24 protein-coding genes, 1 tRNA gene and 1 pseudogene are annotated in these 25,142 nt (G+C 72.1%); 12 read left to right on the top strand and 14 right to left on the bottom strand.

Annotated features, from left to right (window positions below):
- Positions 1-54 precede the first annotated feature (54 nt).
- Together ACFCZ1_RS16780 and ACFCZ1_RS16775 are read left to right on the top strand one after the other, a co-directional pair.
- Positions 55-513, top strand: coding sequence for a phage holin family protein (locus ACFCZ1_RS16780; protein WP_376679017.1), 459 nt, complete (start codon positions 55-57; stop codon positions 511-513).
- Positions 510-1,478, top strand: coding sequence for an alpha/beta fold hydrolase (locus ACFCZ1_RS16775; RefSeq protein ID WP_376679016.1), 969 nt, complete (start codon positions 510-512; stop codon positions 1,476-1,478). Before ACFCZ1_RS16780 ends, ACFCZ1_RS16775 begins: the two co-directional genes overlap by 4 nt.
- Before the next feature lie 321 nt (positions 1,479-1,799).
- Here the strand turns inward: ACFCZ1_RS16775 and ACFCZ1_RS16770 are convergent, their stop codons facing one another.
- The 3 genes from ACFCZ1_RS16770 to nth form a co-directional block, all read right to left on the bottom strand.
- The gene (locus tag ACFCZ1_RS16770) at positions 1,800-3,002 is read right to left on the bottom strand and encodes a MarP family serine protease (RefSeq protein ID WP_376679015.1); all 1,203 of its coding nucleotides are present in this window, start codon (positions 3,000-3,002) and stop codon (positions 1,800-1,802) included.
- Positions 3,003-3,015: 13 nt separating this feature from the next.
- Positions 3,016-3,753 carry an NUDIX hydrolase gene (locus ACFCZ1_RS16765; protein WP_376679014.1) on the bottom strand — a complete coding sequence of 246 codons (738 nt, stop codon included), beginning with the start codon at positions 3,751-3,753 and terminating at the stop codon, positions 3,016-3,018.
- A gap of 88 nt (positions 3,754-3,841) precedes the next feature.
- A complete protein-coding gene (gene nth, locus ACFCZ1_RS16760) occupies positions 3,842-4,678 on the bottom strand; it encodes an endonuclease III (RefSeq protein WP_376679061.1) in 837 nt (278 codons plus the stop codon).
- Positions 4,679-4,956: 278 nt separating this feature from the next.
- Between nth and ACFCZ1_RS16755 the strand changes: the two genes are divergently transcribed.
- Both ACFCZ1_RS16755 and ACFCZ1_RS16750 read left to right on the top strand, forming a co-directional pair.
- Positions 4,957-5,631: a Crp/Fnr family transcriptional regulator gene (locus ACFCZ1_RS16755; RefSeq protein ID WP_003981529.1), complete on the top strand. Its 675-nt coding sequence runs from the start codon at positions 4,957-4,959 to the stop codon at positions 5,629-5,631.
- A 143-nt stretch (positions 5,632-5,774) separates the two neighbouring features.
- Entirely contained in the window at positions 5,775-6,677 is a 903-nt protein-coding gene (locus ACFCZ1_RS16750) for a nucleotidyltransferase (RefSeq protein WP_376679013.1), read from the top strand.
- Here ACFCZ1_RS16750 and ACFCZ1_RS16745 read toward each other — a convergent pair.
- The 5 genes from ACFCZ1_RS16745 to ACFCZ1_RS16725 all read right to left on the bottom strand — a co-directional run bounded on the left by ACFCZ1_RS16745 (position 6,599) and on the right by ACFCZ1_RS16725 (position 9,616).
- Complete coding sequence (locus tag ACFCZ1_RS16745) at positions 6,599-6,898, bottom strand: ribosomal protein L7/L12 (RefSeq protein ID WP_376679012.1); 300 nt, start codon at positions 6,896-6,898, stop codon at positions 6,599-6,601. The two genes, ACFCZ1_RS16750 and ACFCZ1_RS16745, sit on opposite strands and share 79 nt — an antisense overlap.
- Complete coding sequence (locus tag ACFCZ1_RS16740) at positions 6,895-7,740, bottom strand: MBL fold metallo-hydrolase (protein ID WP_376679011.1); 846 nt, start codon at positions 7,738-7,740, stop codon at positions 6,895-6,897. Before ACFCZ1_RS16740 ends, ACFCZ1_RS16745 begins: the two co-directional genes overlap by 4 nt.
- Positions 7,737-8,639 carry an NUDIX hydrolase gene (locus ACFCZ1_RS16735; RefSeq protein WP_376679010.1) on the bottom strand — a complete coding sequence of 301 codons (903 nt, stop codon included), beginning with the start codon at positions 8,637-8,639 and terminating at the stop codon, positions 7,737-7,739. Before ACFCZ1_RS16735 ends, ACFCZ1_RS16740 begins: the two co-directional genes overlap by 4 nt.
- Positions 8,640-8,984: 345 nt before the next feature.
- Positions 8,985-9,458, bottom strand: a complete 474-nt coding sequence (locus tag ACFCZ1_RS16730) for a RidA family protein (protein WP_376679009.1) — start codon at positions 9,456-9,458, stop codon at positions 8,985-8,987.
- Positions 9,455-9,616 (bottom strand): DUF4177 domain-containing protein, encoded by a 162-nt coding sequence (locus ACFCZ1_RS16725; RefSeq protein WP_007264966.1) that lies wholly within the window; start codon positions 9,614-9,616, stop codon positions 9,455-9,457. Before ACFCZ1_RS16725 ends, ACFCZ1_RS16730 begins: the two co-directional genes overlap by 4 nt.
- 72 nt (positions 9,617-9,688) lie before the next feature.
- On the opposite strand from ACFCZ1_RS16725, the gene ACFCZ1_RS16720 reads away from it, so the two are divergent.
- Both ACFCZ1_RS16720 and ACFCZ1_RS16715 read left to right on the top strand, forming a co-directional pair.
- Positions 9,689-10,684: an ArsA family ATPase gene (locus ACFCZ1_RS16720; RefSeq protein WP_376679008.1), complete on the top strand. Its 996-nt coding sequence runs from the start codon at positions 9,689-9,691 to the stop codon at positions 10,682-10,684.
- Positions 10,681-11,916, top strand: coding sequence for an ArsA family ATPase (locus ACFCZ1_RS16715; RefSeq protein WP_376679007.1), 1,236 nt, complete (start codon positions 10,681-10,683; stop codon positions 11,914-11,916). Before ACFCZ1_RS16720 ends, ACFCZ1_RS16715 begins: the two co-directional genes overlap by 4 nt.
- Before the next feature lie 32 nt (positions 11,917-11,948).
- Here ACFCZ1_RS16715 and ACFCZ1_RS16710 read toward each other — a convergent pair whose 3' ends face one another.
- The gene (locus ACFCZ1_RS16710; protein WP_257559391.1) at positions 11,949-12,299 is read right to left on the bottom strand and encodes a WhiB family transcriptional regulator; all 351 of its coding nucleotides are present in this window, start codon (positions 12,297-12,299) and stop codon (positions 11,949-11,951) included.
- Positions 12,300-12,696: 397 nt separating this feature from the next.
- On the opposite strand from ACFCZ1_RS16710, the pseudogene ACFCZ1_RS16705 reads away from it, so the two are divergent.
- A pseudogene (locus ACFCZ1_RS16705) lies at positions 12,697-14,928 on the top strand (transglycosylase domain-containing protein); the annotation flags it as partial.
- A gap of 117 nt (positions 14,929-15,045) precedes the next feature.
- On the opposite strand, the gene ACFCZ1_RS16700 reads toward ACFCZ1_RS16705, so the two are convergent.
- Positions 15,046-15,507: a GatB/YqeY domain-containing protein gene (locus ACFCZ1_RS16700; RefSeq protein WP_376679060.1), complete on the bottom strand. Its 462-nt coding sequence runs from the start codon at positions 15,505-15,507 to the stop codon at positions 15,046-15,048.
- Positions 15,508-15,575: 68 nt separating this feature from the next.
- Between ACFCZ1_RS16700 and ACFCZ1_RS16695 the strand changes: the two genes are divergently transcribed.
- The 4 genes from ACFCZ1_RS16695 to ACFCZ1_RS16680 all read left to right on the top strand — a co-directional run bounded on the left by ACFCZ1_RS16695 (position 15,576) and on the right by ACFCZ1_RS16680 (position 20,069).
- Positions 15,576-16,520 carry a metallophosphoesterase gene (locus tag ACFCZ1_RS16695; protein ID WP_376679006.1) on the top strand — a complete coding sequence of 315 codons (945 nt, stop codon included), beginning with the start codon at positions 15,576-15,578 and terminating at the stop codon, positions 16,518-16,520.
- Positions 16,521-16,944: 424 nt separating this feature from the next.
- Positions 16,945-17,018 (top strand) — tRNA-Pro (locus ACFCZ1_RS16690).
- A gap of 190 nt (positions 17,019-17,208) precedes the next feature.
- On the top strand, positions 17,209-18,717 hold the full coding sequence (locus ACFCZ1_RS16685; protein ID WP_376679005.1) for a SulP family inorganic anion transporter: 1,509 nt from the start codon (positions 17,209-17,211) through the stop codon (positions 18,715-18,717).
- Between the two features lie 110 nt (positions 18,718-18,827).
- Positions 18,828-20,069 carry a cation:proton antiporter gene (locus ACFCZ1_RS16680; RefSeq protein ID WP_376679004.1) on the top strand — a complete coding sequence of 414 codons (1,242 nt, stop codon included), beginning with the start codon at positions 18,828-18,830 and terminating at the stop codon, positions 20,067-20,069.
- Here the strand turns inward: ACFCZ1_RS16680 and ACFCZ1_RS16675 are convergent.
- The 4 genes from ACFCZ1_RS16675 to ACFCZ1_RS16660 form a co-directional block, all read right to left on the bottom strand.
- Positions 20,066-20,611 (bottom strand): DUF5956 family protein, encoded by a 546-nt coding sequence (locus ACFCZ1_RS16675; protein WP_376679003.1) that lies wholly within the window; start codon positions 20,609-20,611, stop codon positions 20,066-20,068. The genes ACFCZ1_RS16680 and ACFCZ1_RS16675 overlap by 4 nt on opposite strands.
- 470 nt (positions 20,612-21,081) lie before the next feature.
- On the bottom strand, positions 21,082-21,558 hold the full coding sequence (locus ACFCZ1_RS16670; protein ID WP_376679002.1) for a cyanamide hydratase: 477 nt from the start codon (positions 21,556-21,558) through the stop codon (positions 21,082-21,084).
- Positions 21,503-22,984, bottom strand: a complete 1,482-nt coding sequence (gene codA, locus ACFCZ1_RS16665) for a cytosine deaminase (RefSeq protein WP_376679001.1) — start codon at positions 22,982-22,984, stop codon at positions 21,503-21,505. The genes ACFCZ1_RS16670 and codA overlap by 56 nt, the downstream gene beginning before the upstream one ends.
- Before the next feature lie 47 nt (positions 22,985-23,031).
- Positions 23,032-23,208 (bottom strand): hypothetical protein, encoded by a 177-nt coding sequence (locus ACFCZ1_RS16660; protein WP_376679000.1) that lies wholly within the window; start codon positions 23,206-23,208, stop codon positions 23,032-23,034.
- A gap of 86 nt (positions 23,209-23,294) precedes the next feature.
- On the opposite strand from ACFCZ1_RS16660, the gene ACFCZ1_RS16655 reads away from it, so the two are divergent.
- A complete protein-coding gene (locus ACFCZ1_RS16655) occupies positions 23,295-25,100 on the top strand; it encodes a prolyl oligopeptidase family serine peptidase (protein WP_376678999.1) in 1,806 nt (601 codons plus the stop codon).
- Positions 25,101-25,142 lie beyond the last annotated feature (42 nt).

The raw sequence follows: 25,142 nt of genomic DNA, 5'->3' as shown, positions 1-25,142 counted from the left end.
TGGGACCGACGGCGCTAGGCAGCCGCCGGCAGCAGACGACTGAGGGAGAGAGCGATGAGCGTAGTGGACCAAGGGGTGCCGGGAGCCGAGCGCACGCTCGGCCAGCTGGTCGCCGCGGCCACCGCCGAGATGTCCGCCCTGGTGCACGACGAGATCGCCCTCGCCAAGGTGGAGATCAAGCAGGACGTCAAGCGCGCGGGCATCGGCAGCGGCGCCGCGATGGCCGCGGGCGTGCTCCTGCTCTTCTCCCTCCCCGTACTGAGTTTCGCCGCGGCCTACGGGATCCATAACCTCGGGCTCGGGCTCGCCTGGTCCTTCCTCATCGTCGGCGTCGCGTTCTGGCTGCTCGCGGGCCTGGTCGGGCTCCTCGCCTACGCGAAGTTCAAGAAGGTCAAGCCGCCGGTGAAGACCATCGAGTCGGTCAAGCAGACCGCCGCGCTCGTCGGAACCGTCAAGCCCCACGAGCGGCCGTTGAGTGACAAGGCCGTGGGTGTGGCACGCTCGTCCTCATGACAGCGCCCTCGCCGGACCCCAGCACTCCCCCCACGGCTGCCACGGCGGTACGGCTCGACCTCCCCGGCGGGAAAGCGGTGACCCACCGGGACGTCGCCGCCAACGGCGCCCGCTTCCACGTCGCCGAGCTCGGCGACGGACCGCTCGTGCTGCTCCTGCACGGCTTCCCGCAGTTCTGGTGGACCTGGCGGCACCAGATGGTGGCGCTCGCCGACGCGGGCTACCGCGCGGTCGCGATGGACCTGCGCGGCGTGGGCGGCAGCGACCGCACCCCGCGCGGCTACGACCCCGCCAACCTGGCGCTCGACATCACCGGGGTCGTACGGTCCCTCGGCGAGCCGGACGCCGCGCTCGTCGGGCACGACCTGGGCGGCTACCTCGCCTGGACGGCGGCCGTGATGCGGCCCAAGCTGGTGCGCCGGCTCGTCGTCTCGTCCATGCCGCACCCCCGCCGCTGGCGTTCGGCGATGCTGTCGGACTTCGGTCAGACCCGGGCGAGTTCGCACATCTGGGGCTTCCAGCGGCCGTTCGTGCCCGAGCGGCAGCTCGTCGCCGACGACGGGGCCCTCGTCGGGCGGCTGATCCGGGACTGGTCCGGGCCGCGGCTCCAGGAGGACCTGACCGACGAGGACATCGCGGTGTACCGGCGGGCGATGTGCATCCCGTCGACCGCGCACTGCTCGATCGAGCCCTACCGCTGGATGATGCGGTCCATGGCCCGGCCCGACGGGCTCCAGTTCAACCGGCGGATGAAGCGGCCGGTACGGGTGCCGACGCTGCACCTGCACGGCTCGCTCGACCCCGTGATGCGCACGCGGAGCGCGGCCGGCTCCGGCCAGTACGTCGAAGCCCCGTACCGCTGGCGGCTGTTCGACGGTCTCGGGCACTTCCCGCACGAGGAGGACCCGGCGGCCTTCTCCACCGAGCTGGTGAACTGGCTCAAGGACCCCGAGCCGGACCGCTGACCGATATGACAAGCATTCAATTGCCCGGCGCATAGGCCAATTGGCCGCCCCGGACGGGGTTACCGACCTTGGGGCACGGGCACAGCTCGGAGTATGGGCTGGACGCACGACTACGGTGACACCGCACGCGAACGCCGCTCGGCAGCGACGCCGGGCAGCTACGAGAGGGCCGGCCGCCACGGCCACGACCTCCGACTCGGGATTCCGCGCATCCTGCGCCGCCGGGCCCTGTGGGTCTCGGCGCGGCTGCGCCATCCACGGACGTAGAAGGACACTGGGGCCCCGCGCCTCGGCGTCGGGGCCCCACCTCATCTCAGCGTCTCAGAGGGCGCAACCCTGGCTGTCGACCCGCTGTTCGGCGATCCGGCCGATCCGGATGTCGTCGCGGATCTCGTCCGCCGTCAGCGCGTAGCCGGTGTTCGGGTCGTCGAGGGACTTCGCGAAGACGACCCCGTACACCTTGCCGTCGGGCGTCAGCAGCGGGCCGCCGGAATTGCCCTGGCGGACGGTCGCGTACAGCGAGTACACGTCGCGCCGGACGGTGCCCCGGTGGTAGATGTCCGGGCCGTTGGCGTTGATCCGGCCGCGGACGCGGGCGGAGCGGACGTCGTAGGCGCCGTTCTCCGGGAAACCGGCGACGATCGCGTCACTGCTGCTCGCCGCGTCCCTGTCGGTGAACTCCAGCGGCGGGGCCTTCAGCTTGGGCACGTCCAGGACGGCGATGTCACGCTCCCAGTCGTAGAGCACGACCTTGCCGTCGTACAGCCTGCCCTCGCCGCCGATCTGCACGGTCGGCTCGCTGACTCCGCCGACGACGTGCGCGTTGGTCATCACCCGGCCGGGCGCGAAGACGAAGCCCGTGCCCTCCAGCACCTTGCTGCAACTGGGGGCGGTGCCGACGACCTTCACGATCGAGCGCTTGGCCTGCTCGGTGACGGGACTGCGCGCGAGCGCCGGATCGGGTGCCTTGACCTCGGCGATGGGCTCGTTGGAGAACGGGCTGAAGACCTGCGGGAAACCGTTCTGCGCCAGGGTGGAACTGAAGTCCGAGAACCAGGTGTTCGCCTGGGAGGGCAGCACGCGCGACACGCCCAGGAGCACCTTGGAGTTGCGGACTTCCTTGCCCAGCGTGGGAAGTGACGTACCGGCGAGCGCGGATCCGATCAGCCAGGCCACCAGCAGCATCGCGACGACGTTGACCAGCGCGCCGCCGGTCGCGTCCAGCACGCGCGCCGGCGACCAGGTGATGTGGCGGCGGAGCCGGCTCCCCAGGTGGGTGGTCAGGGCCTGGCCGATCGAGGCGCAGACGATGATCACGACGACGGCGATGACGACGACCGTGGTGGACACCTGGGTGCCGTTGTCCGTCACCCGGTCCCAGACCAGCGGGATCAGCGACATCGCGACGAGACCACCGCCGAGGAAGCCGATCACCGACAGGATGCCGACGACGAACCCCTGGCGGTAGCCGACGATCGCGAACCATACGGCGGCGAGCAGCAACAAGATGTCCAGCACGTTCACGTGGGCCACCGTCTCATGCGCGCCAGTCGAGCGGGACGTGACGTGAGCGGTCCCACGGCCGCTCCCATCCCGCGAAGTGCAGGATCCGGTCGATCACCCCGGCGGTGAAACCCCAGACCAGAGCCGATTCGACGGTGAATCCCGGACCCAGGTGGCCGCTGGGATGGACGGTCATGACCCGGTGTCCGGGGTCCGTGAGATCGGCCACCGGGACCGTGAAGACCCGGGCCGTCTCGGCCGGGTCCACGGCGCCGACCGGGCTCGGAGCGCGCCACCAGCCGAGGACCGGGGTCACGACGAACTCGCTGACCGGGATGTAGAGGCGGGGCAGCACCCCGAAGAGCTGGACACCGGAGGGGTCGAGCCCGGTCTCCTCCTCGGCTTCGCGCAGCGCGGCGCGCAGCGGGCCGGTGGTGTGCGGATCGCCGTCCTCCAGGTCCAGGGCGCCCCCGGGGAAGGACGGCTGGCCCGCGTGCGAGCGCAGGGTGCCGGCGCGCTCCATGAGCAGCAGCTCGGGCCCGCGGGGGCCCTCGCCGAACAGGACGAGCACGGCGGACTGCCGGCCCCGGCCGTCCTCGGGCGGCAGGAACCGGCTCAGCTGGGTCGGACGCACCGTGCGCACGGCCTCGACGACGGGGTCGAGCCAGTCGGGCAGGCCGTCCGTGGTGACCTCGATCGCGTCGCGGCCCGGCCGGGCTCCGCCGACATCACGAGGCCCCGCCGTCGTCTCGTCCCGTGTACCGCGCGTCATAGGCACCCCTGTCGCAGCTTTTCCGTGAACACCGTCTCCCACACCGCCAAACGCGGCCCGGGTACCGATTCGTTCCTGCCCGCGCCCGTCAGGGCACCGGGGCGCCCAGTGGCGGGGCCGGGAGGCCCGGGTAGTCCGGCGGCGGGCTCAGGCGCTGGCCCGGCTGGCCGCCCTTCTCGTACTTGAGCAGCTTGCGCGCCTTCTCCGGGTCGGTCTCGCCCTCCCCGTACGCGGGGCAGAGGGGGGCGATCGGACAGGCCCCGCAGGCGGGCTTGCGGGCATGGCAGATCCGGCGGCCGTGGAAGACGACGCGATGCGAGAGCATCGTCCACTCGCTCTTCGGGAAGATCGCGCAGATCTCCGCCTCGACCTTCTCCGGATCCTCCTGCTCGGTCCACTTCCAGCGGCGCACGAGCCTGCCGAAGTGGGTGTCGACGGTGATGCCCGGAACCCCGAAGGCGTTGCCGAGGACCACGTTCGCGGTCTTCCGGCCGACTCCGGGCAGGGTCACCAGATCCTCTATCCGGCCCGGCACCTCCCCTCCGAAGTCGTCCCGCAGGGCCTGCGAGAGGCCGAGCAGGGACCTGGACTTCGCGCGGAAGAACCCGGTGGGCTTGATCAGCTCCTCCAGGTGCTCGGGAGCCGCCGCCGCCATGTCCTCGGGGGTGGGGTAGGCGGCGAAGAGGGCCGGGGTCGTCTGGTTCACCCGCAGGTCGGTGGTCTGCGCGGACAGCACCGTCGCGACGAGCAGCTCGAACGGATTGCGGAAGTCGAGCTCCGGATGGGCGTACGGATAGATCTCGGCCAGCTCGCGGTTGATGCGGCGGGCCCGGCGCACCATGGCCAGACGGGACTCCGGCTTGGCCACGGACGGTTTCTTGGCCGAACCTTTGCCCTGAGGGGCGGGCCGGGCCTTCTCGGACACCTTCGAGGGGGCTTGTTCGCCCACGGCTGAATTATGGGCGGCGGTCACTCCCGCAGACCCCTTGGCCTGTGCTCTCACCGGCTTGTTGGACACCCGGCCAGCCTAAGGCCGGCCGCTGACACCCGCCCGGACCTCAGGTAACACCACCCCGATTGGCCTCCCACCGCACAGCACGCCCGTATGTCCGGCATCCTAGGTAGTGATTGATCGCACTGTTTGAGCCGTCCGGCAAAATGGGAGACCGGTCCCCTGAGCTGGTCGACATAGGAGAGAGACTCGTGGACGACGTTCTGCGGCGCGCCCCGCTCTTCGCGGCGCTCGATGACGAGCAGGCCGCGGAGCTCCGCGCCTCCATGGGCGAGGTGACCCTCGCACGCGGTGACGCCCTGTTCCACGAGGGCGATCCCGGCGACCGGCTGTATGTCGTGACCGAGGGCAAGGTGAAGCTCCACCGCACCTCCCCCGACGGCCGCGAGAACATGCTGGCCGTCCTCGGTCCCGGCGAGCTGATCGGCGAGCTGTCGCTGTTCGACCCGGGCCCGCGCACCGCCACCGCCACCGCGCTGACCGAGGTCAAGCTCCTCGGCCTGGGCCACGGCGACCTGCAGCCGTGGCTGAACGCCCGGCCCGAGGTGGCGACCGCGCTGCTGCGCGCCGTCGCGCGGCGCCTGCGCAAGACCAACGACCAGATGTCCGACCTGGTCTTCTCCGACGTTCCCGGCCGTGTGGCGCGGGCGCTCCTCGACCTGTCGCGCCGCTTCGGCGTGCAGTCGGAAGAGGGCATCCACGTGGTGCACGACCTGACGCAGGAAGAGCTCGCGCAGCTCGTCGGCGCCTCGCGCGAGACCGTGAACAAGGCCCTGGCCGACTTCGCCGGCCGCGGATGGCTCCGCCTGGAAGCGCGTGCGGTGATCCTGCTGGACGTGGAGCGCCTCGCGAAGCGTTCGCGCTGACACGCTGACCCCTGGCTTCGTGAAGGGCCCCGCCCGTACCCCGGGCGGGGCCTTCGCGTTTCCCGGCACCGTGTTTTGCCCCGACCCGCCCGGATTCACCCGTTCGCAGCCGGATTCGCCCGGGAACCGTGCACAGTGGAGGTATGGAGCACAGGGGCCTCGACGCGTACGGGTACTTCGAGCGGGAGGGATCGCTGGGGCAGGTGCGGGCCGAGTTCAAGGAGGTCGTCGCCGCCGCGCGGGAACGGACCGCCGAGGCGTACGGACGGCGGCTGCACAGCGCCTACCTGTACGGGTCCGTGCCGCGCGGGACGGCCCGGCCCGGGCGGTCCGGCCTCGACCTGCTGCTCGCCCTGCACCACGAGCCCGCCGCCGAGGACGGTGACGCCGCCGAGGTGCTGGCGCGCGGCCTCGACGAGGACTTCCCGCAGATCCTGGGCGCCACGATCCCGCTGTACGGCAAGGAGACCCTGCTGAGCGAGCAGGAACGATTCGGCCTGGGCTGGTTCCTCGCCTGCCTGTGCACCCCGCTGCTCGGCGCCGACCTGGCCGAGCACCTGCCCCGCTACCGCCCCGACAGCCTGCTCGCCCGGGAGACCAACGGCGACCTGGCCGACGTACTGCCCACCTGGCGGGCGAAGGCGCGGGCGGCGTCCTCCCCGGACGAGTACCGGGCCCTGAGCCGGGCCTTCGCGCGGCGCCTGCTGCGCACCGGATTCACCCTGGTCATGCCGCGGTGGGGCGGCTGGACCAGCGACCTCGCCGAGTCCGCGGAGGTCTTCGGCACCTACTACCCGCAGCGGGCCGCCCAGATGCGGGCCGCGGCCGCCGTGGCGGTCCACCCCGTCGCGGACCCGGCCGTCCTGCACGGCTACATCGAGGACCTCGGACCATGGCTCGCGGACGAGTACACGGCCCGCCACGGTACGAAGACGCCTCGCGAACGGGGCTGGCCCCCGGGCCTGCCTCAGGACTTCCCGGCGACCTCGAGGGACTCGACGGCCAGCTTGGCCTCGGCCAGGCCCGCGCCGGTGATCCGGCGGTAGGCCTTGATGGCCGAGATCTTGCGGTCGGCCACCAGATGGGCCCGTACCTCGTCCATCCCGGCCGGCTCCGGCTCCTCGATGCCGAAGTGGTCCAGCACCAGGGCCAGGCGACGCTCCATGCGGTCCGCCTTGAGCTGCAGGCTCTGCACGCGGAGCGTCACCGTGGAGGTGATCCAACCGGCCGTCGCGACGAGCATGACGAGCAAGAACACGGTGTTCATTCGGGCCCCCCAGGGATCAGTCCGTGATCTTGAAGGTACTCCAGCTGCGCCCGGACGGACCATTCCGCGGCCGGCCACAGCGAGCGGTCCACGTCCGCGTAGACGTGGGCGACGACCTGCTCCGGGGTGACGAACCCGTCCTCGACGGCGGTCTCGATCTGGGCGAGGCGGTGCGCGCGGTGGGCCAGGTAGTACTCGACGGCGCCCTGGGCGTCCTCCAGGACCGGCCCGTGGCCCGGCAGGACGGTGTGCACGCCGTCGTCGACCGTGAGCGAGCGCAGGCGGCGCAGAGAGTCCAGGTAGTCGCCCAGACGGCCGTCGGGGTGCGCGACGACGGTGGTACCGCGGCCGAGGATCGTGTCGCCCGTCAGGACGGCCCGGTCGGCGGGCAGGTGGAAGCAGAGCGAGTCACTGGTGTGGCCCGGGGTCGGGACCACGCGCAGTTCCAGACCGCCCGTGCGGATCACGTCCCCGGCGGCCAGGCCCTCGTCGCCCAGGCGCAGCGCCGGGTCCAGGGCGCGGACCTTGGTGCCGGTCAGCTCGGCGAACCGGCCGGCGCCCTCGGCGTGGTCGGGGTGGCCGTGGGTGAGCAGGGTCAGGGCGATCCGCTGGCCGGCCCGCTCGGCGGTGTCGATGACCGCGCGCAGGTGCGCCTCGTCCAGCGGTCCGGGGTCGACGACCACGGCCAGGGTGGACCCGGGCTCGGACAGCAGCCAGGTGTTGGTGCCGTCCAGGGTCATCGCGGACGCGTTGGGGGCCAGGACGTTGACGGCGCGGGAGGTGGCGGGCCCGGAGGCGACGACCCCTCGGGGCTGGCCCGGCAGTGCGGCGGCGTCGGTCACGCGGGGCCTCCGGGGCGCACTCGCTTCGTGAACTCGTCGTGCCCCGGCCAGCTGAGCACCAGCTCGCCGTCCTCCAGCACGGCCCGGGCCAGTACGGGGGTCAGGTCCTGCGCGCCGGCCGCGGCGAGCGCGTCCGCGGCGCTCCCGTACGGCTCCAGCGAGCGCAGGGTGGAGATGGTCGGCGGCATCATCAGCAGCTCGCCCTTGTCGTACCCGGCGGCCGCGTCGGCGGGGCGGATCCACACGGTCCGGTCGGCCTCGGTGGAGGCGTTGCGGGTGCGCTGGCCTTCGGGGAGGGCGGCGACGAAGAACCAGGTGTCGTAGCGGCGCGGCTCGAACTCCGGGGTGATCCAGCGCGCCCACGCCCCCAGCAGGTCGGAGCGCAGCAGCAGGCCGCGGCGGTCCAGGAACTCCGCGAAGGACAGCTCCCGGGCCACCAGGGCCTGGCGGTCGGCCTCCCAGTCGTCGCCGGTGGTGTCGCCGACGACGGTGTCCGGGGTCTGCCCGGCGAGCAGGACGCCCGCCTCCTCGAAGGTCTCCCGGACGGCGCCGCAGACGATGGCCTGGGCGGTGCGGGTGTCCGTGCCGAGGCGGCGGGCCCAGTCGTCCCGGCTCGGCCCGGCCCAGCCCACCTGGTGTTCCTCGTCGCGGTGGTCGACCCCGCCGCCGGGGTAGGCGTACGCGCCTCCGGCGAAGGCCATGGAGGCGCGCCTGCGCAACATGTGCACGGCGGGCCCGGCGGGGGTGTCGCGGAGCAGCATCACGGTGGCGGCGCGGCGCGGGTCGACCGGAGTGAGTGAGCCCTCCGCGAGCGCGCGGATGCGGGCGGGCCATTCCGGCGGGTACCACTGGCCTCCGGCGGGGGGCTGGGCCTGGGGCTGCTGCTGACCATTCGGCATGGCCGGATGCTACGGCCATCCGGGCCGATGTTCGAGGGCACCCCGGCGCGACGCGACGCGGCGCGACGCCGGGCGGGTCTCCGCCCGGCCTCCCGGACTCCGCCCCGGGCCCGGCGCCTCGAACGCCGGCCGGGCCGGATGCGGCCGGTGCCGCCCGCACGGCGGACGTGGAACCGCGCGCCCGGCGCGATCGGACCCCGTCGGCATCCGAGGCGCCGGGGTCCCCCGGACGGAGTCAGGGAAGGGTCCGGGGCAGCGTTCCGGCAGCGGCGCCGCACCAGGACGGCACCGCCGGGTGCGGCGGCCCGGCGGCCGAGCCGCGCGAGCCGGCCGCCTCGGGGGAACTCAGGCTCCGGCGACCAGTTCGACCTGGATCTCGACCTCGACCGGGGCGTCCAGCGGGAGGACCGCCACGCCGACCGCGCTGCGGGCGTGGAATCCCTTGTCACCGAGGACGGCGCCCAGGAGCTCACTCGCCCCGTTCAGCACACCCGGCTGACCCGTGAAGTCGGGGGCCGAGGCGATGAAGCCGACGACCTTCACGACACGCGCGATCTTGTCGAGGTCGCCGACGACCGACTTGACCGCGGCCAGGGCGTTGAGCGCGCACGTGGCGGCCAGTTCCTTGGCCTGCTCCGGCGAGACCTCGGCGCCGACCTTGCCGGTGACCGGCATGCTGCCCTTGACCATCGGGAGCTGCCCGGCGGTGTAGACGTACACGCCCGACCGCACGGCCGGCTGGTAGGTGGCCAGCGGCGGGACGACCTCGGGGAGGGTCAGGCCGAGCTCGGCCAGCTTCGCGTCGACGACGCCGCTCATGCCTTCTCCCGCTTGAGGTAGGCCACGAGCTGCTCGGGGTTGTTCGGCCCGGGCACGACCTGGACGAGCTCCCAGCCGTCCTCGCCCCAGGTGTCCAGGATCTGCTTGGTGGCGTGGACCAGCAGCGGGACCGTCGCGTATTCGAACTTCTTGGTCATGGGAGCGAGGGTAGTGCCTGTCCTACGGGGCTCATGCGCGCCCCGGGATCCGAGTCGTTAGGCTCGGACGCTGTGAGCAGGCTCCAGGTGGTCAGCGGCAAGGGCGGCACCGGCAAGACCACGGTCGCCGCGGCACTCGCGCTTGCCCTCGCACGCGAGGGCAAGCGGACTCTTCTGGTGGAGGTCGAGGGCAGGCAGGGAATCGCGCAGCTCTTCGGCACCGAGGCGCTCCCGTACGAGGAGCGGAAGATCGCGGTGGCCCCGGGCGGGGGCGGTGAGGCCGGAGGCGAGGTCTTCGCGCTCGCCATCGACGCCGAACGGGCGCTGCTGGACTACCTCCAGATGTTCTACAAGCTCGGCTCGGCCGGCCGCGCGCTCAAGAAGCTCGGCGCCATCGACTTCGCCACGACCATCGCCCCCGGGCTGCGCGACGTACTGCTGACCGGCAAGGCGTGCGAGGCGGTGCGGCGCAAGGACAAGTCCGGCCGGTTCGTCTACGACCACGTGATCATGGACGCGCCGCCGACCGGGCGGATCACCCGGTTCCTGAACGTCAACGACGAGGTGGCGGGCCTGGCCCGGTTCGGGCCGATCCACAACCAGGCGCAGGCCGTCATGAAGGTGCTCAAGTCGCCCGAGACGGCCGTGCACCTGGTCACCCTCCTGGAGGAGATGCCCGTCCAGGAGACCGCGGACGGCATCGCCGAACTCCGCGAAGCCGGGCTTCCGGTGGGCCGCGTCGTCGTCAACATGGTGCGCCCGCACCACCTGGACGAAGACACCCTGCGCACCGCGGCCGGCGAGCACCGCGCCGAGGTGGCCAGGGCGCTGTCCCGGGCGGGCCTGGGCGGCGCGCGCCGCGGCGCGGCGGCCGAGCGGCTGGTGGAGCCGCTGCTCGCGCAGGCCGCCGAGCACGCGGGCCGGGTGGAGCTGGAGCGCGCGCAGCGTGCCGTACTGGCCGAGCTGGGCGTGCCGACGTACGAACTCCCCCTGCTCGGTGCGGGGATGGATCTGGCCGGGTTGTACGAGCTGGCCAAGGACCTGCGGAAGCAGTCGGTGGCCGAATGAGCGAGGGGGTGGACACCGTGGGCCTGGACACTCCGCCGCAGCTGGCGGTCGACCGGCTGCTGGACGATCCGAAGACGCGGATCATCGTGTGCTGCGGGGCGGGCGGGGTCGGCAAGACCACCACGGCCGCGGCCCTCGGCGTGCGGGCGGCCGAGCGCGGGCGCAAGGCGGTCGTGCTCACCATCGACCCGGCGCGGCGGCTCGCGCAGTCGATGGGGATCGACTCGCTGGACAACACCCCGCGCAGGGTGGCGACCGTAGGGGCGGGCGGCGGCGAACTGCACGCCATGATGCTGGACATGAAGCGGACCTTCGACGAGATCGTCGAAGCGCACGCGGACGCCGAGCGGGCCCAGGCCATCCTCGCCAACCCGTTCTACCAGTCGCTGTCGGCCGGCTTCGCGGGCACGCAGGAGTACATGGCGATGGAGAAGCTGGGGCAGCTGCGGGCCCGGGACGACTGGGACCTGATCATCGTGGACACCCCGCCGAGCCGGTCCGCGCTGGATTTCCTGGACGCGCCGAAGCGGCTCGGGTCCTTCCTGGACGGCAAGTTCATCCGGGTGCTGATGGCTCCGGCGAAGGTGGGCGGCCGGGCCGGGATGAAGTTCCTGAATGTCGGCATGTCGATGATGACGGGCACGCTCAGCAAGCTGATGGGTGCCTCGCTGCTGAAGGACGTACAGACCTTCGTGGCCGCCATGGACACGATGTTCGGCGGCTTCCGCACCCGCGCGGACGCCACCTTCCGGCTCCTCCAGGCCCCCGATACGGCCTTCCTGGTGGTCGCCGCGCCCGAACCGGACGCCCTGCGCGAGGCCGCGTACTTCGTGGAGCGGCTGGCCGCGGAGAACATGCCGCTGGCCGGTCTGGTGCTGAACCGGGTGCACGGCAGCGGAGCCGACCAACTGTCCGCCGAACGGGCGCTGGCCGCCGCAGAGAATCTTGAAGAAGGCGGCATTGTCGATCAGGAGCCCGGGAAAGCTGGACTTCGTGACGCCGCCGACGACGGCTCCCCCGACGTGGACGAGATCACGGCAGGACTGCTGCGCCTGCATGCCGAACGGATGCAGGTGATCGCGCGCGAGCAGCGCACACGCGATCGCTTCACCTCACTGCACCCCGAGGTGGCGGTGGCCGAAGTGGCCGCCCTGCCCGGCGATGTGCACGACCTCGCCGGGCTGCGGGCCATCGGAGAGCGACTCGCGGCCGGGGTTCCGGCCGGAGCGTAGGCGTTCGTACCGTACGTGCGGGTCCGGGTGACCTACCCGGCCGCCGCGTACGTCTCGTACGGAACGTCGATCTCCTCGTCGGCATCCATCGTCAGGATGCCCGTACTGCGCTCGTACTCCGTGCGAGCGGTTTCGAGCAGCCGTCGCCACGAGGTGACGGTGGGACGCCGGCGCAGCAGCGCACGTCGTTCCCGCTCGGTCATTCCGCCCCACACGCCGAACTCGACGCGATTGTCGAGCGCGTCGGCCAGGCACTCGGTCCGCACCGGACATCCGGTGCACACCGCCTTGGCCCTGTTCTGTGCCGCTCCTTGAACAAACAGTTCATCCGGATCGGTAGTGCGGCAGGCTGCCTGCGCACTCCAGTCGGTAACCCAGCCCATCCCGGCGCCGTCCTCTCCCGAATCGAGGCTCCCCCACGGCGGCAGCGGCATATTCACCGCTGCCAGTTGAGGACGTTACGGAAGGCGGGCACAGTGCAACACCCCCGACGGGCCCAATCTTGAATGGTCCGAACGGACTATGGGTAAGCGGCAGATCACCCGACGGAGTGATCGGACGACATGCCCGACCATTCCGGCGATTCGGGTGAAATCACCGAGTCGCCAGTGGAGCGCGCCCCACACAGGAGGCGGGATTCGGACATGAGTCCACCCCATTCGGGAAGGGTGAAAATCAAGCCGAGGGGTTGATGTCGCACCGCACTGCTGTGACAGTTGGGGACAGCTTAGGCCAAGGCATTCGCGTGTGTCCGGCGAATGAGAACGTAGGCTGCCCCCCATGGGAAAGAAGCGCTCGGGCGGCGGGCTCACGGGCAGCCAGCAGGCCGTCAAGTTCCTCGGGGTGTCCGTTCTCTCCGGAGTCGTGCTGGCCGGCATGGCGATCCCGGCGGCAGGCGCCCTGGGGCTCGCGGCCAAGGGCACGGTCGAGGGATTCGACGAGATCCCGGCCAATCTGAAGACTCCGCCACTGAGCCAGCGGACCACGATTCTGGACGCGGAGGGTGGCTTGATCGCCACTGTCTATTCGCGCGACCGGCAGGTGGTCCCGCTCACGGCGATCTCCCCGTACATGCAGAAGGCGATCGTCGCCATCGAGGACTCGCGTTTCTACGAGCACGGCGCGGTCGACCTGAAGGGCATCCTGCGCGCGGTCAACCGCAACGCACAGGAGGGCGGCGCCGCTCAGGGCGCCTCCACGCTCACCCAGCAGTACGTGAAGAACGTGTTCGTCGAAGAGGCCGGCGACGACGAGACCAAGGTGCGCGAGGCCCAGGAGAAGAGCCTCGGCCGCAAGATCCGCGAGCTGAAGTACGCGATCCAGGTCGAGGAGGAGCTCGGGAAGAAGAAGATCCTCGAGAACTACCTCAACATCACGTACTTCGGCCAGCAGGCCTACGGAATCGAATCCGCCGCCCAGCGCTACTTCAGCAAGCCGGCCAAGGACCTGACCCTGGAAGAGTCCGCGCTGCTCGCGGGCGTCGTCCAGTCGCCGAGCCGGTACGACCCGGCGAACGACGCCCAGGAGGCGCTCAAGCGCCGCAACGTCGTCCTCCAGCGGATGGCCGACATCAAGGACGTCTCCCAGGCGGAGGCCGACGCGGCGAAGGCGAAGCCGGTCGCGCTGAAGGTGACCCGGCCGAAGAACGGCTGCATCACCGCGGTCAAGGGCGCGGGCTTCTTCTGCGACTACGTGCGCAACACCTTCCTGACCGACGCGGTCTTCGGCAAGACGCGCGAGGAGCGGGCCAAGGTCTGGAACCAGGGCGGCCTGACGGTACGCACGACGCTCGACCCGCAGTCGCAGGACGCGGCCAACGAGTCGATCAAGGACCACGTCTACCAGGAGGACTCGATCGCGACGGCTGTGACCATGGTCCAGCCGGGCACCGGCCGGGTGCTGGCGATGGGGCAGTCCAAGCCGTACGGCTTCGGGAAAAACGAGACGCAGATCAACTTCGCCGTGGACAAGCGGATGGGCGGCTCGAACTTCGGCTTCCAGGTGGGCTCCACCTTCAAGCCGTTCATCGCCGCCGCCGCCCTGGAGCGGGGCCTGCCGCCGACGAAGGTGTACCAGGCGCCGAACAAGATCGACTACCCGACGCCGATCCCGAAGTGCGACGGCTCGCAGTGGCTGAACCTGCCGGTCGAAGGCAAGATCCAGACGGCCAAGAACGAGACCGAGGACGAGATCGGCCCGTACGCGCTGAAGACGGCGATGGAGAAGTCCATCAACACGTACTTCGTCGAGATGATCGGGGAGATCGGCCTCTGCCCGGTCACGGAGATGACACAGAAGCTCGGTGTGATCCCGGCCGACGGCTCGAAGCTCCCCGAGGCCCCGTCGATCGCGCTCGGTTCGGCCGAACTCTCCCCGCTGACGATGGCCAACGCGTACGCGACCTTCGCCAACCGGGGCGTCTACTGCACCCCGGTCGCCATCGAGTCGATCACCGACGCGCACGGCAAGGCGCTCGCCGTGCCGAAGAGCAAGTGCGACCGGGCGATGTCGACGGAGACCGCCGACACCATCAACACCCTGCTGCGTGGCGTGGTCGACTCCGGTACGGGTGAGCGGGCAGGTCTGACCGACCGCGACAGCGCCGGCAAGACCGGTACGACGGACTCCCGCTACAACGCCTGGTTCGTCGGCTACACCCCGAACATCTCGGGCGCGGTGTGGGTCGGCTCGGGCGGCGCGAAGAAGATCACGATGGAGGACATCGTGATCGGCGGCAAGCCGTACGACAAGGTCTTCGGCGGCGGCCTGCCCGGCCCGATCTGGAAGGACGCGATCACCGGCGCGCTGTCCGGGCGCGAGGCCCTTTCCTTCATCACGGTCAGCATCCCGGAACCGATGCTCCCGTCCGGCGGCCCGCGCGGCAACAAGCCGCCCACTTCCCCGACGAACCCGAACAAGCCCGGCAAGCCGGGTGACAACAAGCCCGGCGGCCGGCCCGGCGGGACCACGACCGGCGGCCGGGGGGGGGGGGCCACCCCGCACACCCGGTCCCCGGGTACCCCGCCCCCGCGGGGCCTTAGGGGGGGCCCCCACACCCTGTCGCCCCCCCCCGGGTATCCGCGCTGGGGCCCCCGCCGGATCCGGCTGGGGCCCCTCGCACGTGTGGGATCAGGAAAGCTGCTGCTTGACGACGGCGGCGACGCGCCCGCCCTCGGCCAGCCCGGCGATCTTCGGGTTCACGATCTTCATGACGGCGCCCATGGCCCGCGGCCCCTCGGCGCCCGCGGCCCTGGCCTCCTCGACGGCCTGCGCCACGATCGCGACGAGCTCGTCGTCGGTGAGCTGCTTGGGCAGGTACGCGTCGAGGAACTCGCCCTCCGCGGTCTCCCGTGCGGCCTGCTCGGGACGGCCGCCCTGGGCGAAGGCCTCGGCGGCCTCGCGGCGCTTCTTCGCCTCCTTGGCGATCACCTTGAGGACTTCCTCGTCGGAGAGCACGCGTGCTTCCTTGCCCGCGACCTCCTGGTTGGTGATGGCGGAGAGGGTCAGTCGCAGGGTGGACGAGTGCAGCTCGTTCCGCTCCCTGATGGCGGTCGTGAGGTCGTCCTGAAGCTTGGCCTTGAGCGTGGTCATGGACCTGAGTCTGCCAGGTGCGGGGGCGGTGGCGCCCGTTGGTTTTCCGGGTCTGCGACGATGGGGCCATGCGTGCGCGTTACGGAGTCCCCCTGAAGGCAGCTGCCGGAATCGCCGCGGTGGGGGCCGCGGGTGTGGCCTATTCCGCCGGCTTCGAGGCGCGGTCCTTCCGGCTGCGCCGCGTCACCGTGCCCGTCCTGCCCCGGGGGATGCGCCCGCTGCGCGTGCTCCAGGTCTCGGACATCCACATGGTCGGCGGGCAGCGCAAGAAGCGCGCCTGGCTGCAGTCACTGGCAGGCCTGCGCCCCGACTTCGTCGTGAACACCGGTGACAACCTCTCCGACACCGAGGGGGTGCCGGAGGTGCTCGACGCCCTGGGGCCCCTGATGGACTTCCCCGGCGTGTACGTCTTCGGGTCGAACGACTACTACGGGCCGAGGCTGCGCAACCCCGGGCGCTACCTGATCGAGAAGGTCCAGGGGCGGCACGGGCTGAACGGCAACAAGCCGGTCGTCGGCGCCGTGCACAACCCGTGGGAGGAGCTGCGGGACGCATTCGACACGGCGGGCTGGCTGAACCTCACCAACGCCCGGGCGCGGCTGAAGCTCGACGGCCTGGAGCTGGCCTTCACCGGGCTGGACGACCCGCACATCAAGCGCGACCGCTACGAGCGGGTGGCGGGCGGCCCGGAGGCGGACGCGGACTTCTCGCTGGCCGTGGTGCACGCCCCGTACCTGCGGACGCTGGAGTCCTTCACGGCGGACGGCTACCCGCTGATCCTGGCGGGGCACACGCACGGCGGGCAGTTGTGCATCCCCTTCTACGGGGCGCTCGTCACCAACTGCGACCTGGACACGAAGCGGGTGAAGGGCCTCTCCACGCACGAGGCGGGCGGCCACCGCGCGTACCTTCACGTCTCGGCCGGCTGCGGCACCAACCGGTTCACCCCGGTCCGCTTCGCGTGCCCGCCGGAGGCGACACTCCTGACGCTGACACCGAAGACGCAGGGGTGAGCGAGGGCGGGACCGACCCGGCGGTCTCCGGCGCCCCGGTCTGCGCCGCGGCCGCGGCGGGACCCGCCATCGAGTGCGCGTAGGGCGGCGCGCCCGTCGCCCTGAGCCCCTTCACCGTCTGGACGAACACCCTGGTCGCGGTCGTCTTCGGCCTCGCCGCCGCGCGCGCCCGGCCGAGGCGCCCCGCGGCCGCCCGGCTCCACCGGGGCGGGGTCCCGGCGTCGCCGCGGACTTCCTCCTCCTGACGGCCCCGCGCCCCCGGGCGCCCTGCGCGCGCCGGTCGCGGCGGACCGCAGCCGCCCGGCATCCGGGCCTCGCCCCGTGCCCCGGCGCCCCCGGCGCGCAAACCGGATTTCGTCTCCGGCCAAGGGTCCGCTAAAGTAATCGATGTCGCCAGGGCAGCAAACGCCGCTAGGGCGACGATCGGGGTGTAGCGCAGCTTGGCAGCGCGCTTCGTTCGGGACGAAGAGGTCGTGGGTTCAAATCCCGCCACCCCGACTTCGTAAAACCAGGTCAAGGGCTTGATCCGCATCGCGGGTCAGGCCCTTCCTGCGTATCGGTGATCGTTCGGGTGAATTCCGGGAGTCGATCTCGGCCGGCTCGTCCGGGCTGCCTCCCGTCGGCAATTGCCCGGCTCACGCAGACCGTTGGTCTCTCCGCACTCACGACAGGACAGGTCCGCTCCGCCATGTTCGCCCACGCCCTCTCCCCGTCGCGGTGGCCGCGCGTCCCGCGCCGTCGTCCGTCCTGGCTCTCGCCGAAGGTGCTGCGGACGGAGGTGCTCGGCGGGCTCGTGGTCGCGCTCGCGCTGATACCCGAGGCCATCTCCTTCTCGATCATCGCCGGGGTGGATCCGGCGATCGGTCTGTTCGCCTCGTTCACCATGGCCGTGACGATCGCGTTCACCGGGGGGCGGCCGGCGATGATCTCCGCCGCGACCGGCGCGGTCGCGCTGGTCATCGCCCCGCTGAACCGGCAGCACGGATTCGGCTACCTGGTGGCCGCCGTCATCCTCGCGGGTGTCTTCCAGATCGTGCTCGGCGCTCTCGGCGTGGCCCGGCTGCTGCGCTTCGTGCCGCGCTCGGTGATGGTCGGCTTCGTCAACGCGCTGTCCATCCTGGTCTTCATGGCGCAGGTGCCCGAGCTGATGGACGTGCCGTGGGCCGTGTACCCGCTCGTCGCGGCCGGGCTGACGCTGATGGTGTTCTTCCCGAAGGTCACCACCGTGGTCCCCGCGCCGCTGGTGTCCATCGCCGTCCTCACCACGATCACCGTCGCCGCCGGGATCGCCGTGCCGACGGTCGGTGACAAGGGGGCGCTGCCGTCGGCGCTGCCGGTGCCGGGGCTGCCGGACGTGCCGTTCACCCTGGACACGCTGACGACGATCGCCCCGTACGCCTTCGCCATGGCGCTGGTCGGGCTGATGGAGTCGCTGATGACGGCGAAGCTCGTCGACGAGATCACCGACACCCGGTCCTCCAAGACGCGCGAGTCCGTCGGGCAGGGCGTCGCGAACATCGTCACCGGGTTCTTCGGCGGCATGGGCGGCTGCGCGATGATCGGCCAGACGATGGTCAACGTGAAGGTGTCGGGCGCCCGGACCCGGCTGTCGACCTTCCTCTCGGGCGTCTTCCTCATGGTGCTGTGCATCGTCTTCGGACCGGTCGTCTCCGAGATCCCGATGGCCGCGCTGGTCGCCGTCATGGTGATGGTCTGCTGCGCGACCTTCGACTGGCACTCGATCGCGCCGAAGACCTTGAAGCGGATGCCGGCCGGGGAGATCACCGTCATGGTGATCACCGTGGCGTGCGTGGTGGCGACCCACAACCTGGCTGTCGGCGTGATCGCCGGATCGGTGACCGCGGTGGTCATATTCGCCAAGCGCGTCGCGCACCTGGCGGACGTCACCTCGGTCACCGACCCCGACGGGACCCACGTCGTCTACTCGGTCACCGGAGAGCTGTTCTTCGCCTCCTCCAACGAGCTGGTGACGCGCTTCGACTACGCGGGAGATCCGGACAAGGTCGTCATCGACCTGTCCTCGGCCCACATCTGGGACGCCTCGACCGTCGCAGCCCTGGACGCCGTGGAGACGAAGTACGCACAGCGCGGCAAGAGCGTCGAGATCACCGGTCTGAACGAGCAGAGCGCCCGCATCCACCGGACGCTGAGCGGCGAACTCTCCCCCGAACACTGAGGTCAAGATCCTCATCTCCGCCTTCGGCTACCCCGGCGCAGTGAGGGGCATCGTCACCGCGGAAGCCGGCGCGAGCACGGCACACGCACCGACCGACGGGGCCGGGGGACATGACCAGTCATCAGTTGCAGTTCCTCTTCATCGACATCGCGCTCGTCCTCGCCGTGGCGCGGGGGCTCGGACACCTGGCTGCCAGGATCGGGCAGCCCGCCGTCATCGGGGAGATCATCGGCGGCGTGCTGCTGGGTCCGACGCTGCTCGGCGGCCCGCTGAGCGAAGCGCTGCTGCCCGTCGAGGTCCGTCCGGTGCTCGCCGGGCTGGCCGGTCTCGGCGTCGCGCTGTTCATGTTCGCGGTCGGCCTGGAGATCGACGGCGCCACGCTGCGGGGCAACGGCCGGGTGACCGCCGCCGCGGCCGTCGGCTCGTCGGCCGTGCCGTTCCTCCTCGGCATCGGACTGGCCCTCGTCCTCCTGCGCGGCCACGAGAGCGCCGCCCCCGCGGCGTTCACCGTCTTCATCGGACTGTCCGTCTCGGTCACCGCGTTTCCGGTACTGGCCCGCATCCTCACCGACCGGGGGCTGAGCCGGACCGTGGTGGGCGGGATCGCACTGGCCACGGCGGCCGCCGTCGACGTGGCCGTATGGGTGGCGCTCGCCGGGGTCAACGCCTCCGTCGGCGCCGGGAACGGCCACTGGCCGGTCCTTCTCGTGCTCCCGTACCTGCTGGTCATGCTGTTCGCGGTGCGGCCCCTGCTGCGCCGGTACCTGGCGCCCGGCGGCGAAGCGAAACCCGTCACCCCGCTGCGCTTCGCGGTCGTCCTGACGGGGGCGCTGCTGTCGGCCGCCGCCTCCGAGGCCATGGGCGTCCACCACGTCTTCGGCGCGTTCCTCTTCGGCCTGGTCCTGCCCCGGCAGGGGACGCGGGCGCTGCGCGAGGACCTCCACGAACGCGCGGGCCGTCTCACCGGGCTGCTGCTGCCCGTCTACTTCGTGGTCGCCGGCTTCCGGGTGGACCTGGGGGACATCGGCCTGCCCGGCCTCGGGGAGCTCGCACTGATCATGCTGGTGGCCGTCGGGGGCAAGTTCGGCGGCACCTATCTCGCCGTCCGCTCCCAGAAGCTCCCGCACCGCTCCGCCGCGGCCCTGGCGTCCCTGATGAACACCCGAGGGCTCACCGAGCTGGTGATCCTCGGGGTCGGACTGGAGCTGGGCCTGCTGGACGGGTCCCTGTATTCGATGATGGTGGTCATGGCGGTGGTCACCACGATGATGACCGGCCCGCTCCTGTCCCGTTTCCAGCCCGGGCCGCCCGCGCCCCGGGACCGCATCGCCGCCCCTGCGGGCTCCGCCTAAGGGCTGTCCGGCGGGGGCTCGGTGAGCGCGGCGAGTTCGGCGAGTTCGGCACGGGCCAGGGCGAGGAACTCCGGGGTGAGGCCCGGTTCCGTGCCGCGGCGGGCGGCCGTCGCGTCGAGGTGGCCGAGGACCTCGTCGACCGTGGCGAAGGGGCCGACCGGGCGGAGCAGCCAGAGGCGGCCTCGGGGGCGGGGCGGGAGGCCGAGGGCGGCGAGGGCCGTGTCGGTCTCCCCGTCCAGGCCGTGGAGGTCGGCCTCGGGGAGCGGGGCGCATTCCACGCCGGTGATGTGGCCGTGGCCGTCCAGCGAGGTCTCCACCGCCCAGTGGGTGGAGCGGTCCGGGATCCAGGTGCGGGCCGCCGCGGGCCATACGTACGGGAGGAACGCCCAGAGCAGTGCCTCGGGCGCCGGCTCCCAGCCGAGGGCCTCCAGCTCCCGGACCTCGGGCAGCCGGTCCGGCTCCAGTTCGCTGCGGCCGGAGCGGCGCAGTGCGAGCGGGTGCGGTGTTCCGTCCTCGTCCCACGACATCTCGTCCCACGACATGCGGGCACGCTATCGGACCCGGTAGCGGATGTGGGTGACCTGCGGCACGGCGACCGTACGGTCAGGGTGAGCCGGACGGCGGGGTCGACGCCGTCGGCGAGGCGGGTGCCCGAGCCGGGAAGGACCGGGGCGGGGAGGATCGGGGCGGGGAGGACCCGGGCCGGGGAGGACCCGGGCCGGGGAGGTCCGGGCCCGGGGAGGTCCGGGGCCGGGGGCAGGCGGGCCGGACGTCCCCCTTCGAGCTGCTGGGCGCCGCCCCGGACGGCCTCGCGGAGACGGGCGTGCTGCCCGCCGGTCCCCGTCCTGGCGCGGAGTTCCCCGCCTGGCCGGAGGTGCACGGACCGGCGGCGGGGATGATCGGCGGCCCGCTCCGCGGCGGAGGCGAGGCCACGGCCCACGGCGCCGGCCACGACCTGATCGGGGTGACCGGGGTGACCGGGCGCGGCCCGGGACCGCCCCCCTCTCGGCTCTCAGCCCTGCCGGCCGAACCGGTCCAGCGGGTTCGCCGCGATGCGGGTGGCCGCACCGCCCGCGACGTAGGCGGCCGCCGCGCACTCGGGTTTGCGCTTCGCCTGGTCCTCGACCAGTGCGAGGAAGGAGGCTCCGAAGCCGCCGCGCGGGTGGGCGGCGAGCAGTCCGGCAATGAACGACGGATCGAACTCGGTGACGCGCAGGCCCGATACGTCGGCGCTCGTGCCGACCTGCAGCAGGTGGCTCTCCACGTCCTCGGCCGCACTCACGTCGTCCCGCATGTGCAGGACGATCACCTCCTGGGCGCGGGCACGGCGGGCCGCCGGCCAGCCCAGACCCGCCGTCAGGACGCGCGCCACGTGGCCGCCCGCCTCTTCGAAGGGGAGGGTGTGACTGTCGAACGGCGCGGTCAGGCCCAGGTCATGGAGGAGGGCCGACACGTAGAGGAGTTCCGCGTCGTACTCCAGGTCGTGCACGTCCGCGTACCGTGCGCCGAAGGCGTAGGAGCGGATCGAGTGGTTGAGGAGGTCCGCGTCCGCGTACTCCGACGCGATCTGGAGCGCGGCGCGGGCTGATGTGGTGTCGAGCATCGACGTCATGCGGCGTCAGCGTAGGCGCCGGCTGAAGTCGACGTCCGACGGGGGCTCCCCCGGCCAGTGCAGCCGGGCGGGGGCGGGCGGGGTTTCGGCGAGGACGGTTCCGCGCGACGTAGCGGGGGCGGACCTGGCGGCGCAGCGCCTCCGCGGGTGTCGGGGCCGGGAGCAGGACGAACGAGGCGGGGGCGCCCTCCGTGATGCCGTACTCCGCGTCCGACAGACCCAGGACCCGCGCGGCGCGCTCCGTCACCATCGAGAAGGCCAGCGGGATCTCGTCCGCGCCGGTGAGCTGCGCGGCGTACAGCCCGACCAGGGCGGTCTGGAGCGGGTTGCCGGTGCCGAGCGCGTTCCACGGGTCCATCACGTCGTCGTGTCCGAAGGCCACGTTGACCCCCGCCGCGAGCATCTCCTTGACCTGGGTCAGGCCCCGCCGCTTGGGGTAGGCGTCGAAGCGGCCCTGGAGGCCCAGGTTGGCGAAGGGGTTGGAGACCAGGTTGATGCCGGAACGCGCGAGCAGGTGCTGGAGTTTGAAGCTGTACGCGCCGTTGTAGGAGCCCATCGCCGTCGTGTGGGAGGCCGTGGCGCGCTCGCGCAGGCCCGTGCGCAGCGCGAGGGCGGCCAGTACCTCCACGAAGCGGGACTGCTCGTCGTCGATCTCGTCGCAGTGGGCGTCCACCCGCAGGCCGTTCTCCTCGGCCAGCGCGAACGCCGTCCGCAGCGACGCCACGCCGTCCTCGCGGGTGTCCTCGAAGTGCGGGATGGCGCCGACGACGTCCGCGCCGCGCGCGAGCGCCTCCCGCAGCAGCGCCTCGCCGCCGGGGAAGGACACGATGCCCTCCTGCGGGAAGGCCACGATCTGCAGGGTCATGACGTCCCGGAGCCGGTCGCGCACTTCGAGCAGCGCGTCGAGCGCGGTGAGGGCCGGGTCGGTGATGTCGCAGTGGGTGCGCACGTGCAGCACCCCCTGCGCCGCCTGCCAGCGCAGCACCTCGGTGGCCCGCGCGAGCACGTCCTCGCGGGTCAGGGTCTGCTTGCGCTCGCTCCAGCGGGCGATGCCCTCCCAGAGGGTGCCCGAGGCGTTGGGGCCGGGTTCCCCCGCCGTCAGGGCCGTGTCGAGGTGGATGTGCGGCTCGACGAAGGGGGCGGTGAGGAGGCAGCCGTGGGCCTCGATGAGGGTGCCCGTGGCCGGTGGCTCCTTCTGGTCGTCGTACGGGACCACCCGCGCGATCCGGCCGTCCTCGGCGACCTCCACGTCGGACAGGCCATCGGTGTGGAGCAGCCGGGCGCCCCGGACGATCATCCGCATGCCGCCACCGTAGGCCGTGTCCGGTCGGTCTGCGAGGACCCGCGGACTCAGCCGCGCTTCGCCTGGGCCTTCTGCTGCATGCCGCGCGTCTTCGCGGACAGCGACTGCGCGTCCCTGACCGCGGCCTTGGCGCGCGCCTCGGCAGCCGTGTTCTTCGCCATCGCGCGCTCGGAGTCCTGGTGGGCGTGGTGGCCGTGGTGCGCGGTCCGGGCCTTCTTCGCCATGATCGTTCCTCCTCGGGCTACGGGTCCACTGTGCGCCCGTACGGAGCAGTCGGCATCCCGGCGGGCACTGCGGCCACAATGGGCGCATGACCAGCGACAGCGAGATCACCCCCGAGATGCCCGACTGGGAGAAGCGGTTCCGGGCCCCGCGCGTCGGGCTGCCCGACTGGGCGCAGGACGCCCCTGACCGTTCGCTCTTCGTCTCCAACGCGACCGGGACCTTCGAGCTCTACGCCTGGGACCGCGCCACCGGCGTCCAGCGCCAGGCCACCGACCGCCCCAACGGGACCACCGACGGCACCCTCTCCCCCGACGGCGAGTGGATCTGGTGGTTCTCCGACACCGACGGCGACGAGTTCGGCACCTGGGTGCGCCAGCCCTTCGCGGGCGGCCCCGACGAGCCGGCCACCCCGGGCCTGGAGCCCTCCTACCCCGCCGGGCTCGCCATCGGGCGGGACGGCACGGCTGTCGTCGGGCGCTCCACCGACGAGGACGGCTCCACGATCCACGTCGTACGCCCCGACGGCTCGGCGCCCACCGTGATCTACCGGCACCGCGAGTCCGCCGGGGTCGGTGACCTGTCGCGCGACGGGACGCTGATCGCCGTCGAGCACACCGAGCACGGCGACGCGATGCACTCCGCCCTGCGCGTGCTCACCCTCGACGGGACGACCGTCGCGGAGCTGGACGACTCCGTGGGCGGGACCGAGGAGCTGGGCCTGGAGGTACTGGGCTTCGCGCCGGTCGCGGGCGACACCCGGCTGCTGGTAGGCCACCAGCGGCGCGGCCGCTGGGAGCCGATGGTCTGGGACGTGGCCACCGGCGCCGAGGAGGAACTCGCGATCGGCCTGCCGGGCGACGTCAGCGCCGAGTGGTACCCGGACGGCTCCGCCCTGCTGATCGCGCACAGCTTCGAGGCGCGCAGCGAGCTCTGGCGCTACGACCTGGCCGCGCGGGAGCTCGTACGCGTGGACACCCCGCCGGGGACGGTGGCGGGTGCGACGGCGCGCCCCGACGGGACGGTCGAGTACCAGTGGTCCTCGGCGGCCGAGCCCACGGCCGTGCGGTCCACCGCGGGCGGGATCGTCCTGGACCCTCCCGGTTTCCGGCCGCCCGGCTCGGTACCGGTCGAGGACGTGTGGGTGGAGGGCCCCGGCGGGCGGATCCACGCCCTCGCGCAGCGGCCGACGGGCCACGGCGACGGCCCCTTCCCGACGGTCTTCGAGATCCACGGCGGGCCCACCTGGCACGACAGCGACGCCTTCGCGGCGGCCCCGGCGGCGTGGCTGGACCACGGCTTCGCGGTCGTGCGGGTCAACTACCGGGGCTCGACCGGCTACGGCCGCGAATGGACGGACGCCCTCAAGCACCGCGTCGGCCTGATCGAGCTGGAGGACATCGCGGCGGTCCGCGCGTGGGCGGTGGCCTCCGGCCTGGCGGACCCGGCCCGCCTGGTGCTGTCGGGCGGCTCCTGGGGCGGCTACCTGACGCTGCTGGGGCTGGGCACGCAGCCGGACGCCTGGGCGGTGGGGCTGGCCGCCGTACCGGTCGCGGACTACGTGACGGCCTACCACGACGAGATGGAGGCGCTGAAGTCCCTGGACCGCACCCTCTTCGGCGGCACGCCGGAGGAGGTCCCGGACCGCTTCACCGCGTCCTCGCCGCTGACGTACGTGGACGCGGTGAAGGCCCCCGTGCACATCGCGGCGGGCGTCAACGACCCCCGCTGCCCCATCCGGCAGATCGACAACTACGTGGACCGGCTGGCGGCACGCGGCGCGGTGCACGAGGTCTACCGGTACGACGCCGGGCACGGCTCACTGGTCGTGGAGGAGCGGATCAAGCAGGTCCGGATGGAGCTGGAGTTCGCACTCAAGCACCTGCCGCACTGACCCACCGGCGGGATGGCCGGTGCACCCCCGTACGGTGGTGGG

It is taken from the genome of Streptomyces sp. NPDC056224, assembly GCF_042267665.1.
Taxonomy (GTDB): Bacteria; Actinomycetota; Actinomycetes; order Streptomycetales; family Streptomycetaceae; genus Streptomyces.
This window is presented reverse-complemented; position numbering and strand designations above follow the sequence as displayed.